At 45.2% G+C, this 13,915-nt stretch carries 16 protein-coding genes; 5 read left to right on the top strand and 11 right to left on the bottom strand.

Going from position 1 to position 13,915, the window contains the following annotated elements:
• Positions 1-9: 9 nt before the first annotated feature.
• Genes cyoE through MTF70_RS03685 form a run of 4 tightly spaced genes read right to left on the bottom strand, consistent with a single transcriptional unit; the run spans position 10 to position 3,250 of the window.
• A complete protein-coding gene (cyoE, locus tag MTF70_RS03670; protein ID WP_005375639.1) occupies positions 10-909 on the bottom strand; it encodes a heme o synthase in 900 nt (299 codons plus the stop codon).
• On the bottom strand, positions 902-1,921 hold the full coding sequence (locus tag MTF70_RS03675) for a COX15/CtaA family protein (RefSeq protein WP_017635865.1): 1,020 nt from the start codon (positions 1,919-1,921) through the stop codon (positions 902-904). The genes cyoE and MTF70_RS03675 overlap by 8 nt, the downstream gene beginning before the upstream one ends.
• Positions 1,922-1,932: 11 nt before the next feature.
• Positions 1,933-2,469 carry a cytochrome oxidase biogenesis cluster protein gene (locus MTF70_RS03680; RefSeq protein WP_085569293.1) on the bottom strand — a complete coding sequence of 179 codons (537 nt, stop codon included), beginning with the start codon at positions 2,467-2,469 and terminating at the stop codon, positions 1,933-1,935.
• A complete protein-coding gene (locus MTF70_RS03685) occupies positions 2,459-3,250 on the bottom strand; it encodes an SURF1 family protein (protein WP_085569294.1) in 792 nt (263 codons plus the stop codon). Before MTF70_RS03685 ends, MTF70_RS03680 begins: the two co-directional genes overlap by 11 nt.
• Here MTF70_RS03685 and MTF70_RS03690 point away from each other — a divergent pair.
• Positions 3,249-3,485 (top strand): DUF2909 family protein, encoded by a 237-nt coding sequence (locus MTF70_RS03690; RefSeq protein WP_005391169.1) that lies wholly within the window; start codon positions 3,249-3,251, stop codon positions 3,483-3,485. The genes MTF70_RS03685 and MTF70_RS03690 overlap by 2 nt on opposite strands.
• A 24-nt stretch (positions 3,486-3,509) precedes the next feature.
• On the opposite strand, the gene MTF70_RS03695 is transcribed toward MTF70_RS03690, so the two are convergent.
• Genes MTF70_RS03695 through coxB form a run of 4 tightly spaced genes read right to left on the bottom strand, consistent with a single transcriptional unit; the run spans position 3,510 to position 7,794 of the window.
• Positions 3,510-4,394, bottom strand: a complete 885-nt coding sequence (locus MTF70_RS03695; protein ID WP_005385214.1) for a cytochrome c oxidase subunit 3 — start codon at positions 4,392-4,394, stop codon at positions 3,510-3,512.
• A 51-nt stretch (positions 4,395-4,445) separates the two neighbouring features.
• Entirely contained in the window at positions 4,446-4,985 is a 540-nt protein-coding gene (locus MTF70_RS03700) for a cytochrome c oxidase assembly protein (RefSeq protein WP_205461316.1), read from the bottom strand.
• 17 nt (positions 4,986-5,002) lie between these two features.
• Complete coding sequence (gene ctaD / locus MTF70_RS03705) at positions 5,003-6,634, bottom strand: cytochrome c oxidase subunit I (protein ID WP_138939613.1); 1,632 nt, start codon at positions 6,632-6,634, stop codon at positions 5,003-5,005.
• Positions 6,631-7,794: a cytochrome c oxidase subunit II gene (gene coxB / locus MTF70_RS03710; protein WP_138939614.1), complete on the bottom strand. Its 1,164-nt coding sequence runs from the start codon at positions 7,792-7,794 to the stop codon at positions 6,631-6,633. The genes ctaD and coxB overlap by 4 nt, the downstream gene beginning before the upstream one ends.
• Positions 7,795-8,124: 330 nt before the next feature.
• Between coxB and MTF70_RS03715 the strand changes: the two genes are divergently transcribed.
• On the top strand, positions 8,125-9,819 hold the full coding sequence (locus MTF70_RS03715; protein ID WP_205461314.1) for a phospho-sugar mutase: 1,695 nt from the start codon (positions 8,125-8,127) through the stop codon (positions 9,817-9,819).
• A gap of 98 nt (positions 9,820-9,917) precedes the next feature.
• Here the strand turns inward: MTF70_RS03715 and MTF70_RS03720 are convergent, their stop codons facing one another.
• Complete coding sequence (locus tag MTF70_RS03720; protein WP_005375519.1) at positions 9,918-10,340, bottom strand: GNAT family N-acetyltransferase; 423 nt, start codon at positions 10,338-10,340, stop codon at positions 9,918-9,920.
• A 79-nt stretch (positions 10,341-10,419) separates the two neighbouring features.
• Entirely contained in the window at positions 10,420-11,052 is a 633-nt protein-coding gene (locus tag MTF70_RS03725) for a LysE family translocator (RefSeq protein ID WP_115386735.1), read from the bottom strand.
• Between the two features lie 229 nt (positions 11,053-11,281).
• Between MTF70_RS03725 and MTF70_RS03730 the strand changes: the two genes are divergently transcribed.
• The 3 genes from MTF70_RS03730 to MTF70_RS03740 all read left to right on the top strand — a co-directional run bounded on the left by MTF70_RS03730 (position 11,282) and on the right by MTF70_RS03740 (position 13,210).
• Positions 11,282-12,109, top strand: a complete 828-nt coding sequence (locus MTF70_RS03730) for an AraC family transcriptional regulator (protein ID WP_005385198.1) — start codon at positions 11,282-11,284, stop codon at positions 12,107-12,109.
• A gap of 79 nt (positions 12,110-12,188) precedes the next feature.
• Positions 12,189-12,899, top strand: coding sequence for an AzlC family ABC transporter permease (locus tag MTF70_RS03735; RefSeq protein ID WP_005375526.1), 711 nt, complete (start codon positions 12,189-12,191; stop codon positions 12,897-12,899).
• Positions 12,899-13,210, top strand: a complete 312-nt coding sequence (locus MTF70_RS03740; RefSeq protein ID WP_005375528.1) for an AzlD domain-containing protein — start codon at positions 12,899-12,901, stop codon at positions 13,208-13,210. Before MTF70_RS03735 ends, MTF70_RS03740 begins: the two co-directional genes overlap by 1 nt.
• Here MTF70_RS03740 and MTF70_RS03745 read toward each other — a convergent pair.
• Positions 13,207-13,821, bottom strand: coding sequence for a fumarylacetoacetate hydrolase family protein (locus tag MTF70_RS03745; protein WP_017635857.1), 615 nt, complete (start codon positions 13,819-13,821; stop codon positions 13,207-13,209). The genes MTF70_RS03740 and MTF70_RS03745 overlap by 4 nt on opposite strands.
• Between the last annotated feature and the right edge of the window lie 94 nt (positions 13,822-13,915).

Genomic DNA, 13,915 nt, shown 5'->3' on the forward strand with positions numbered 1-13,915 from the left:
TAAGAGAGGTTAAAAACCAATATAGTGATCCGAAAGCAATGCAATGAACAACGCCAAAAGATGATAGATAGAGAATTTAAACGTCTCCATCGCGGTATTTGGCTCTGGTGCATATTTTAGCTTCCATGCATGGTACATAAAGCCAACATTGAGTAGTAGCGAGGCAAAAAGATACACCACGCCGACCATACCAACCAAAACCGGTAGAACACAAACCAAAGTCAATAGCACCGTATACAACAGAATAGAAGTTTTGGTGTACTCAATACCGTGTGTCACTGGCAGCATGGGAATATCTACCTTGCGGTAATCCTCGACACGATGAATAGCGAGCGCCCAAAAATGTGGTGGCGTCCAGATAAAAATGATCATCACGAGCAGCCAAGCATTCGCATGTAATTGCCCTGTTACAGCAGTCCAACCGAGAAGAGGCGGCATCGCACCGGCAATCCCTGCAATGACGATATTTTGGGGCGTAGCACGTTTGAGGTACATTGTGTATACCATCGCATAGCCGAGCAAACTCATCAAAGTCAACCATGCCGTCAGCGGGTTGACCATCGCATATAGAAGTACAAACCCTAAGACACCTAAAACTGTAGCGAAGGCTATCACCGATGATGGTTTAGTCTCACCCGATGGCAATGGTCGTTTGTGTGTACGTGCCATTCTCGCATCAATTCGGCGGTCAATTAGATGATTAAACGCTGCCGCAGACCCTGCCATCAGACCAATCCCCGTTAGGCCAACTACCGCCTGCAACCAGGGGAAATCATCAACCGGGGCTAAGCTCATCCCTACTACTGCCGTCACCAACATTAACGCCACCACTTTAGGTTTCGTTAACTTCAAATAAACGGAACTTAGTCGCTTTCGCCCATTTAACGACAGCGCGATTTCTTTACTCATAGCGAACTCCTTTCGCGGTGTAATTCCAAGCCGTTTTACCCTGCCACAAGTAAAACTGGCTAACACAAACGAGACTCAACATAACAGCGGCACCAAGGTTGTGCGCCACCGCGACATAGATAGGAAGTTGAAATACTACGTTGCTTACACCCAGCATAATTTGGCACACCAGAGTGAATAACAACCACCCTCCGATTCTCTGTGAATGATGAGAATCTTGCCTCATAAGCCCAATACTATAAGCCAATACCACGGTGGCGGTAACAATAGCGCCTATACGATGAGTGACGTGTATAGTCATTCTTGCCGGATACTCCAAGACACCAAATTCATAATTCTCGAATCCAGTTTGCCAGAAAGAAAACGCTTCTTTCCATGAGAGATGGCTCATCCAGTCTCCCTCACAAATCGGCAGTGTGGTACACATCAGCGCAGCATAATTTGACGAAGTCCATCCTCCAAGGAGCACTTGCACCAAAACAACCAGAAAAACCAACAATGAAAAGCCTCTCAGAGAGCTAGAAGATGGAGAGAAATAGAGATTGTTTTGCGCTTTTAATTGGCAGTAAAAAATCGCCTGTAACGCCAATAAAACAAAACCACCGAGCAAGTGAAGCATCACGATGACGGGCATTAATTTAAGAGTAACTGTCCACATTCCCAAAAGTGCCTGCCCAATCACCAGTACGCTTAGCAACATCGGAATGGTTGAATTTACACGCTCAGACCTTACTGATATCGCTGCCATCGCAAAAATGACTAAACCTAACGTTCCTGCAAAATAGCGATGAATCATCTCAAGCCATGCTTTCTCATGCTCTACTGCCCGCTCGGGGAAGTTCAGGTTAGCACGTATGACGTCTTCTTCTTGATGCGGCACAGAAAAGTGCCCATAACAACCAGGCCAATCCGGGCAACCTAACCCTGCATCTGAAAGGCGAGTATATGCCCCTAACATGATCACCACGAGAGTTAGCAGCAAACTGAATCTAACCAACTGAATTAATTTCATATGCACTTCCTCTAACCGACTCGTGACAGTTTTAAGAGCTTGCGTAAGTCCGCCAACATACCTTTATTCAATAGGACTAAGTCCTCATTTGGTTTCGGCGAGTAAGACATCACTAGCTGCCCAAGAGGATCAACGATCAACATTTGCCCAGGTTTCACTTTTGCGGTAACCAATTCATTCATTTGCATCGCTAACATCGATACTTCTATGGGATCTGAATGCTCAGTCTGCCAAACGACTGGCACTACCCGCTCTTGATACTTACCTAAAGCAACATGGCTTTGCTGAAGCAGGTAAAGCTGCTGTTTACACTCTTCAGTGCATTCGTTAGGCAATACATAAGCGAGTTGCCAAGCATGGTCTTTGAGAGGTGACTCTTGACCAAGTTGCTCTAACGTCGTGTATGGTTCGACTAACTCGCCTCTATTGGTCACTCCGCTTTGATACCACCCTTGTGTGAGAATGACTTTTGCAATGACAGCGGGAAACGCGAACGTACAAACCAGCGCAATCAACATTAGTCGTCCTTTGGTTACTTTAGATGTCATGCTTCACCTCCATGTGACGCAACTTTTTTTGCCAACGAACAAAAACAATTAAAGTCAGTAATAAGAAAACACCTGCCATCGAAAACCATTGAATCGAATAGCCAAAATGTTTGGCACTATTGAGTGGCAATGGATTCCAAGGAAAGTCATAGGGCCAACGAGTTAAATTGTCTGGCTGCAAGACTGCGGGCATAAGTTCAATATTCAGTAGCTGATTCAATTGCGCGATGTTTAGGTTTTGCACGCGAATAACATCGCCAACTTCCGGCATTAACTCTGAGCTCAGTGGATTAGTAGATTTTCGGTACAGGCGTCCTGTGATGAAAGTCGAATTATCGAGTTTGGTGACCGTTGGTAACACTGAGCGTTCTGCTCTTCCCTCGACAAAACCAAGCTCCAATAACGCATAGGCACTAGGCTCATCGCTCGTCAATACAATCTGAAATGCTAAATATCCCACACTGCCTTGATGCGTTTGGTTATCTAACAAAATTACGGGAAACGCCTGAGGAACAACATTAACTTCCACTTTTTTCCCGAGGATACTTTCCTCTCGCCAGTCGTTGTCTTCAAGAACGACGCTTAGTGCTTGGTACGCACTATCCGCACGCGCGAGAATGGCTTGTTCCAATGCTTGTTTTTCTTGCCCTCTCTCAAACTGCCAAAAACCCAGTTTGACCAAAAGAGAAAACACAACCACAGTTAAACCAACTGCAACCCAAAACCGTTTCGATAGCCATAATTGTCTTGATAACAACAATGATGAAACCGGAGGTGCCATGTCCACCGTATTTCTATTCAAACTGACGCTTGTCCTTTTGCTGCTTTTCATTATCTTCAACCTCGCAAAAGCGCTTATCGAAATGGTTCGTGAAGACCCAGATAATCCTGAAAAAAGAGACAAACCCATGAGTCATTACTTAGGCCGTCGAGTCATGTTCTCCGCTTTGGTGGTCATCCTTCTGCTTATTGCGCTCAGCTCGGGTTGGCTAGCACCAAACCCTCGCCCTTATTAGTCGAACCAAGAGTTCACACTGCGCCTAAAGTACGTAAACAAACACAAACAGACATAACCAAACCACATCCACGAAATGCCAATACCAGCTGCCCGCTTGAAAGGCAAAATGGTTCTTTGGCGAAAAGTGATCTTTAGCGATTCTGAACAGCAGCACGATCAAGAAGATAGTCCCAAGACAAACGTGTAAACCGTGGAACCCCGTCAACATGAAGAACGTGTTACCGTAAATACCGGACTGCAACGTGAGCCCTATGTCTTGATAAGCATGAACATACTCAACCGCTTGGTAATATAGGAAAAAGCCAGCAAGTACGATGGTTATCTCTAACCAAACAATCAGTGCCGTTCTTTTGTCTTGCTCAAGGCTTATATGCGCCATATGTAGCGTAATAGACGACAATAGCAGCAAGATAGTATTGGTAAGGGGTATGCCCTGCCACGGCATAGCTTGTGTTGTTTCTCCCCCCGGTGTCAGTGTGAGTGGCCACATCGCTTCGAAGGTTGGCCACAGGACTTCGTTGGTCATGAAGTTATTATCTGCCCCACCTAACCAAGGCACAGAAATCATTCTGGCGTAAAACAAGGCACCAAAAAAGGCACCAAAAAACATCACTTCAGAAAAGATAAACCAGCTCATTCCTTGGCGAAAAGAACGAGTAATTTGCGAGCTGTATTTTCCACTCAGTGATTCAGTAATCACATTACTAAACCAACCAGCCAACATGTAAAGCAAGAACAAGAAGCCCACCGCTAGCACAATGCCACCAATGGTTCCCACTGCACCGTCACTTTGTGTCCCCTGGACGGTCATGCCTGCGCCAACAGCAACCAAAAACAGAGCAAATGCACCGATGATCGGCCAGCTACTTTGAGCGGGAACATAATATGTTCCTGGCTTGTTACTCATAATTTCTCTCCTTACTGACCAACCTTGGTCTGTATCTCTCTCCCTGAGTGGCTAAGAGCCTGTAGGAGGGGGAAGTTTATAGAGTGTGTAAGACAGCGTTAACGTGTGTATAGACTCCGGCAAGTCCGGTTCGATATAAAAAATCAACGGCATTTGAGCTTGCTGTTTACCATCCAGAGGCTGCTGGTTAAAGCAAAAACACTCAATCTTATTGAAGTAAGCAGCTCCAGTCCCGGGAGAAACAGAAGGAACGGCTTGCCCCACCAACTTCTGCCCGCTTTCATTAAATGCAAGGTATTCGGTTTGTACGACTTCACCTGGGTGAACATCCATCGAAATCACTTTGGGTCTAAACTCCCAAGGCATATCTGGGCTGACATGCGCCATAAACTCCACGCGAACAGTTCTGCTCATGTCCGGTTGCATACCTGTCGGTTGAATGGCGGCTACTTCACTTGTCTTTCCATTGATTCCCAGTGCGTCGCACATCACGTCATAAAGTGGGACCAGTGCATAGCCGAAGCCAAACATTAACAGGGTCGCCAAAAATAACTTCACTGTGAGCTTCTTGTTTGATGGATTCGGTTTCATGTCACTCACCCCACTTGCTAGTCAATCTTAGGCGGTGTAGTAAACGTATGATGTGGCGCAGGGCTTGGCACTGTCCACTCTAAGCCTTCCGCACGTTCCCATGGTTTTGCAGAAGCCTTCTCCCCGCCACGAATACACTTGATCACCAACCATAAGAAGATCAGTTGTGACAACCCAAATGCAAACCCACCAATTGATACTATTTGATTAACATCAGCAAACTGAATGGCGTAATCCGGTATGCGTCTTGGCATGCCCGCTAAGCCTAGGAAGTGCATTGGGAAAAACAGGACATTGACGGAAATAATTGAGCACCAGAAATGCCATAAACTCAGCTTGTGGTCGTACATATTGCCCGTCCACTTAGGTAGCCAGTAGTATGCCGCTGCCATGATCGAGAATACCGCACCAGATACCAACACATAATGGAAATGGGCAACCACGAAGTAAGTGTCATGATATTGGAAATCCGCCGGCACAATCGCCAACATCAGTCCCGAGAAGCCGCCAATAGTAAACAGCACAATAAAGGCAATGGCAAACAACATTGGCGTTTCAAAGGTCAGAGCTCCACGCCACATGGTGGCAACCCAGTTAAAGACTTTAACCCCCGTTGGTACCGCAATCAGCATAGTGCAATACATGAAGAAGAGCTCAGCAAAAACTGGCATCCCCGTGGTAAACATGTGGTGCGCCCACACAAGGAAAGATAACAATGCAATGCTGCACGTCGCGTAAACCATCGAATGATAACCAAACAGCTTCTTACCACTGAAAGCAGGCAGAATGGCGGAGATGATTCCAAACGACGGTAAAATCATGATGTACACTTCTGGGTGACCAAAGAACCAAAAGATGTGTTGGAACATTACCGGGTCACCACCACCAGCTGCGTCAAAGAAGCTAGTCCCGAAATATTTGTCAGTAAGAACCATGGTCACCGCACCCGCTAGTACCGGCATAACCGCGATCAACAAGAAAGCGGTGATTAGCCAAGTCCAAACAAACATTGGTAACTTGAACCAAGTCATTCCCGGAGCTCGCATATTTACGATCGTCACGATAACGTTGATCGCGCCCATAATGGAACTGATACCCATGATATGAACAGAGAATACAAACAGCGCAGTGCTATCCGGGCCATAAGTCGTGGACAGCGGAGCATAAAACGTCCAACCAAAATCAGGACCGCCGCCAGGTAAAAACAACGAGCTCAACAAAATAAGAAATGCAAAAGGTAAGATCCAAAAGCTCAAGTTGTTCATGCGCGGCAGCGCCATATCTGGAGCGCCGATCATCATCGGGATCATCCAGTTAGCAAGACCAGTAAATGCTGGCATCACCGCACCAAATACCATCACTAAACCGTGTACCGTGGTCATTTGATTAAAAAACTGCGGATCGACTAGCTGTAGCCCTGGCTGGAACAGTTCGGCACGAATGATCATTGCCATCGCACCACCTGTTAGAAACATCGCAAAGCTAAACCAAAGGTAGAGGGTGCCTATGTCTTTATGGCTTGTAGAATACAACCAACGAGTGATGCCCTGGGGTGCATGATGCTCGTGACCATCATCGATCGCAATGGTACTGCTCGCACTGGCTTCTGCTGGCGCAGACTTCACTGCCTTATCTATTGGCTTACTCATATTTCCTCCTTAGCACTGCCTTGTGCCTTAAAGGCATTCACATCGGATGCTTGCACTGTATCGCCAGTATCGTTGCCCCATGCATTTCGTTGATATGTGATAACCGCGCCAATTTCTTTGTCACTTAACTGATTAGAAAAAGCCTGCATTGCGGTGCCCGGGCGACCGTTGACAATAATATCTATGTGCTCTGTAACATCTCCGGTTGCAATAGAACTGCCTTTAATCGCGGGAAATGCACCCGGAATCCCCTCACCATTTGCCTGATGACACACAGCGCAACGCGCCGTGTATATCGATTCGCCTTGCGACATCAATTCGTCCATAGATAAGTCTTGAGAGAGCGCTTCTTGTGCCGCCGCTTTTTGAAGCGCGAGTTCTTCCTTCTTACTCGCTAGCCATTCATCGAACTTTTCTTCTTCCATCGCATGCACCACCACCGGCATAAATCCGTGTGCACGACCACATAGCTCCGCACACTGACCGCGATATACGCCTGGCTCATCAATTCTTGTCCATGCTTCATTGATAAAACCTGGAATGGTGTCTTTCTTGACGGCAAAGTCTGGTACCCACCAAGAGTGAATGACATCATCAGAAGTCATCAAAAAACGCACTTTGCGATTCACAGGCAACACCAAAGGGTTGTCTACTTCCAGTAAGTAATGTGCGCCTTTAGCTTCGATTCCATCAATTTGTTTTTGGCTGGTGGCAAGCAAACTAAAAAACTCAACATCTTCGCCAAAATAGCTGTAATGCCATTTCCATTGCGAGCCTGTGATCTTGACCGTGATATCCGATTGGCTTGTGTCTTCCATTGCGACTAAAGTTTTCGTTGCGGGAATCGCCATAGCGACAAGAATGATGATGGGTATGACCGTCCAAATAATTTCCACTTTTGTACTTTCATGGAAATGTGCGGCAACTGCTCCTTTTGACTTGCGATGACGGAAGATGGAATAGAACATCACACCAAAAACAATCAAAGCAATTACACAGCAGATATAGAAAATCAGCATATGTAATTCATACACTTGCCCACTTATCTCTGTGACCCCTTTTGTCATGTTGTAGTCATTTTCCTTTGACCAACCAAAAGAGGAAAATGTGATTAAAATCACATTCAGTGATAAGGCTAGAGTAGTCGTTAATCTTTTCAAAAGATCTCTCCTCTGCTCAGCCGCTACGCCTACGCGAGCTTCCTTGCGTCCCGATGCAAATATCGAACAACTTTACGAAAAATCACAAAAACTACGATTTCGACACGGTTTGTTATATTTATGTTAAAAGGCTAGTTATAGTTCCAAGGTTCTTCAAGAAATTAAATATGATTAAATTTTGTTCTGATAAGAAAAATTAATTCGGTTTATCGATTGCCCTCTTTGAAATGTAATTGAGAACCATTTACATTGATTTAAAAGAAAACATTGAGATACTTACCAAACGAAGTGTCCAAGAAAGTAGGCTCCACCTACTAAGGAATGACTGATATGACAGCACTAATTACTCAATGGCTAGAACGAGACCCTGATCCTAAGACTCGTGAAGAGCTACAACACCTCGTCGATACGAACAATGAACAAGAACTTACTGATCGCTTTGGCTCACGCCTTGCCTTTGGTACTGCAGGCTTACGTGGCAAAGTGGGCGCAGGTCCAAACCGAATGAACCGCTTGGTGATTCAAGAGACCGCCACTGGTTTAGGGAACTATTTGCTTGAGCAAGTCAAAGATGCCGCGAGTCGTGGTGTCGTTATTGGCTACGACGGTCGTCCCGATTCAAAACAATTCGCGCATGATACCGCATCCGTACTGACGGCCCTTGGTATCAAGGTTTACCTAACGTATGACGTTTCAGCAACCCCAATTGTTGCGTTTGGTGTCCGTACATTGAATGCTGCGGCCGCTGTTGTTGTTACTGCCAGCCACAATCCACCAGAATACAATGGCTTCAAAGTATATTGGGAAAATGGCGCACAGATTATTCCTCCACACGACTCTGGAATCGCAGCGAAAATTGATGACGCAACAACGAAGCCATTACCTTTAATGTCTCTCGATGATGCAAAACAGCACGGTTTGTTAGTTTGGTTGGAAGACGACTACTACCAAACTTACCGTAAGACAATGAATGAAAACGCGCTGCTTACTCCTGACAACAACACCGATATTTCTATCGCTTACACTGCGATGCATGGCGTTGGCGCGAATATGGCGGAAACGCTACTTGCCGACGCAGGCTTCCAAAAAGTGGCAAGTGTTAAGGAACAGCGCGAACCTGATGGAAGCTTCCCAACCGTCAACTTCCCAAACCCTGAAGAAGCCGGTGCAATGGACATGGTGATGGCATTAGGTAAGTCCGTAGATGCCGATATCGCTTGCGCGAACGATCCAGATGCAGACCGTTTTGCCGTGGCAGTTAAACGCCCAGATGGCGAGTATCAGATGTTAACCGGCGACCAAGTGGGTTCACTGTTTGGCGATTACTTGCTGGAACAGCAACCTAACGCTTTGGTTGGCAACACCATCGTATCCTCAAGAATGCTGAGCAGCATCGCTAAGGCACATGGCGCACAATACTATCAAACATTAACTGGCTTTAAATGGCTTACTAACGTTGCCATGGAACAAGAGACAGAAACCAACCCATTCTTGTTTGCTTATGAGGAAGCGCTCGGTTATACCGTGGGTAACAAGGTGTGGGATAAAGATGGTTTATCTGCAATCGTCGCGTTTTCACAGCTAACAGGCAAGCTTAAAGCGCAAGGCAAAACACTGTGGGATAAACTGGAAGAGCTGTACCGCGAGCACGGTTTCTACTTCAACGCACAACGCAGCATCGCTCTCGACCCGAACTCTCCACCAATCGGCGACAAACTCCGAGCCAATCCACCAACAGAGATTGCTGGTAAAAAAGTTGCAGTAACCGAAGATCTTAAAACATCGGTTCGCATGTTTGACGACGGCTCTGAAGAATCCATTGACTTACCAGCAAGTGACGTATTGATTTATCACCTAGAAGATCAATCACGCGTGATTGTTCGTCCTTCTGGTACTGAGCCAAAACTAAAATGTTACTACGAAGTCATCAACCTCTTCCCTGCGGATATGAGCTATGAACAAGCACAGCAAGCAGCAGAAGCGAAGATGAACGAACTTATCGACGCGCACCAGCAAAGTTTGTAAGTCAAAGAGAAACATAGATATTTGATACAACAAGAGGCGCAAATTCGCGCCTCTTTTTTGATTTTCACTAGAACAAGTCAAGCTAACCCGTGCTTTCCCTAGCCTACAATTTCCTTTTGTAGAAAGTACTTGTGGATGCCCTCTGCAGGATAGCCTGAGTACTGCCCCACTTTCTCAAAACCCAATTTGAGATAGAACTCAAGAGCTTGAAAGCTGTAGGTATCCAAATAAACATGGGTAACCCCATGAGGCTTTACTTTTTGTTCTAGCATCGACATTAATTGGCTACCGAGACCAGAGGTTCGACTTTCAGCGTCTACCCACAAAAACTCAACAAACACCGTATTTTTAAACATTTCGCCAGTCAAGCCACCCATGATCTTGCCATTCTCATCTTTTGCGAAACAGCCTACAGCATGCACTTCCCCTTCAGGTAAATGCAGTCGGTTATAAGATCGAATACCTTCACGAACAAAATCAAGGTCTGTTTGATCTGGATTTAAACAAAATTCAAGCTTCATATATCCTATCCTTAGGAAACACCAATATCCTAAAACAAAAAGCCAGCAATTGCTGGCTTTCTGATGGAATATGATAACTTTACAAGGCGAAACTACTCAGCATCCACAACGCCAGAATAACAAACACTAACCCCATTAGTTTATGCTGATACGTGCGGAATTTTTCGTTCTCGAGCAGCCCTTTGCCCAATGTGCCTGCTAACCCAACAAGTAATAAATTGAATGACAAGCCAAGAACGTTCAACAATAACCCTAGCGCTAGCATCTGCTCACCGGAAGATGCCGTGATATTGCTTGAGACAAACTGCGGCAAAAACATTACAAAAAAGACCAAGGCTTTAGGGTTAAGCAAATTACTCATCAAAGCACGCTGATAATAAGTTGATGCCATTTTGTTTTGACCATCAAGCTCTGGAGCCGAAGATGCCTCAGCTCGTAAGCAGTCCCAACCCATTTTTAGCAAGTAAGCGCCACCTAATAGATGAAGGACTTTAAGGGCTATTGGGCTCATGGCAATCAGGGTAGATACGCCCATTGCAGCAAGCAAAGTAAGAATAACACCAGACGTCGCATTGCCTAAGCTAGCAAAAAAACCGACCTTCTTACCGTAACTCATACTAGAGCTCGCTATCAGCAACATATCGGGCCCTGGTAACAGCAACAAAGCCACTACTGCGGTGAGATAAACAGGAAGTACAGATAAATCAATCATGATGAAACCGCTTTTCTACAACAAGGCGGCGAATGTTATACCAACAAAATAACATCATCCAGCCCAAAATAGCCAAGATAAATCAAAAAATAAAAATCATAGTTTGCCCAGTTGAAAAATAGCAATCAATTCGCCTGTTTATCAAAATCGAATAGCAATTTTGTACAAAAATAAGCACGATGGATCCGTTACACTTCTAAAATGATTTTCTTGAGCAGACCGGATAAAGATGAAAGAAAAGAATAAGGAAATCGCTACCTTCAAGATAGCTCAAGAGCTCGGCGGTTTAGAACTTCTCGATGCAAAGTATGAGAAGCAGAATTTTTCACGCCATAGCCACGAAGGTTACACTATTGGTGTCATCGAAAAAGGGGCACAACAATTTTTTAGGACGGGCGGGAACCATATCGCGCCACAGGACAGCATCATCCTTGTTAATGCAGATGAAGTACACAACGGGCATTCAGCCTCGGAAGGCGGCTGGGAATACAAAGCAATGTACCCCGTACCTCAGCAGTTTCAAACTTTAGGACAAGAGCTTGGCTCACCAAATGTAGCTCTGCCCTATTTCCCTCAACCTGTGGTTTACGATCCTGAGCTGGCTAGTCAGTTACGACTGGTATTTGAAACACTAGAAAAATCAGACAACCGTTTATTGAGAGAAACTTTGGTTTACGGCACGTTGATCAAGCTAGCCAGTAAACACAGCACTCATCGGGCACCACTGAAAGAATCAACCAGAGCTCAGCGACAAGTGCAGCTCGTCAGAGAATTTTTGGAAGACTTTCCACAAACGGACGTCTCACTAGAAGAACTCGCGAAACTGTCTGGATTAAGCCCTTTTCATCTGCTGAGAGAGTTTCAAAAGCAATTTGGCTTTCCGCCTCATGCCTATCAAATTCAGCAACGTTTACGTATGGCGAAGAAGCTACTAAAAATGGGACAAAAAATTTCAGACGTGGCACAAGAATGTGGCTTCCATGATCAGAGCCATCTGCATCGACACTTTAAAAAAGCCATGGGCGTCACTCCCGGCCAATACGTCCGTCACAGCTAAAGCAGCAATATTGTACAAGGCGTTATGCGACTACCGAGCTATCTTGGTAATCTGATTTAGGAATAAATAAGAAGAAACTATGGACCACACTTTGCCGTTACAAAAAGAATCAAAAGCCACGCTATTTTGGCAAGGTACACTTGCGATGATGCCTTTGAGTATCGCAGTGCTCCCTTGGGGCTTACTCGCAGGCTCATTCGCAATTGATACTGGGCTTCACCCTTTGGAAGGACAAGCACTATCCGCCATTTTGTTCGCAGGTTCTGCACAGCTCGTCGCGATGGGAATGATTAAAACGGGAGCAGGTCTAGTGACCATGTTACTGACAACGTTTTTTATCACCTCTCGACACTTCCTATACAGTGTATCGATGCGCAGTAAAATTGCACCGCTCCCTCTAAAATGGCGATTATCACTCGGCTTCTTACTTACTGACGAGCTGTTTGCGATTGTAGGCCACCATTCCGATAAACAATTTAATCGCTGGTATGCACTTGGGGCTGGTCTGAGTTTTTACCTGTTTTGGAATGTCGCGACATTGACGGGCATTATTGCGGGAAGTCTAATCCCTGAACTGAACGAAATGGGTTTGGAATTTGCTGTGGCCGCAACTTTTATCGCGATAGTAGTACCCACCATTAAAAATGCAGCGGTGCTCGCGAGTGTTATTGTGGCTTTGGTGAGCTCAGTTGCCCTAACCTATTATCAAATTGAGGGAAGTTTGATGATTTCAAGCATTTTAGCCATGCTTACTGGTTACTTTGTGGAACAAGTAAAGGAGAAACGCTAATGATCATGTTGGCTATTTTACTGATGACGGTACTTGTTTTCACCAGCCGCTACTTGTTTTTAGAACCCAAGCTACCATTGCGATTAGGGACGCGCACTCAAAAAGTACTCAATTACGCTAGCCCCGCAGTACTGACTGCGATCTGGGCACCTATCGTTTTCATTCCAGATGGGGAGCTCAGCGTCAATGTGCAAAACCCATTTTTACTGGCTGCCATACTGGCTGCTTTAATCGCGTATTTTACTAAAAATGTTCTTTTAACGACGGTTATCAGTATGGTGGTATTTCTCGTTCTACGAATTTGGCTTTAATCCGCCAACCACTCAATCTCCAACAAGGTGACATCGCCACACTTTAATCGACCAAGGAAGATGTCACCTTCATGTACCTCACCAACGCCCTTTGGTGTACCGGTCATCACTACATCGCCATCTTGAAGTGTTGTGTAACTGGTTAATTCATCCAGGATAGTTAGCGGCGGATAGAGCATTTGGTTAACGTGACCTTTTTGTACACGAACACAGTTGATTAAGAGCTCAAGGTTAAGATCATTGATATCAATGTTATCCAAAGAGACAAACCGACTAAACACAGCAGAGCCATCAAATGCCTTAGCTCGCTCCCACGGCAACCCCTGATTTTTAAGCGAGGATTGCAAACCACGCTTGGTCAGATCCAATCCCAAACCAACCGCTGAATAACGTCCATCCTTGATCAAAAAGCAGATTTCAGCCTCATAATGAAGGGGCTCTTGATGGAATGAACGCAGAGTTGTTGATACGGAAGTTGCGGGTTTATTAAATACCACCATTTGCTCAGGCATTGCATTATTAAGCTCATGAATATGTTCAACGTAATTTCGTCCAACACAAAGCACTTTACCCACTTCTACTTTCTTTTCTTCAACTTGAATAACACTCATCATTCTTCCCTGCAAAACAAAAATCCCATCATAATCTAACCTATTGACTTAACGACACTAAATAGCAACCTCTAGTGTAAAAAATAAGACATTC

Source organism: Vibrio sp. 2CM40D, assembly GCF_023161825.1.
Classification (GTDB): Bacteria; Pseudomonadota; Gammaproteobacteria; order Enterobacterales; family Vibrionaceae; genus Vibrio; species Vibrio alginolyticus.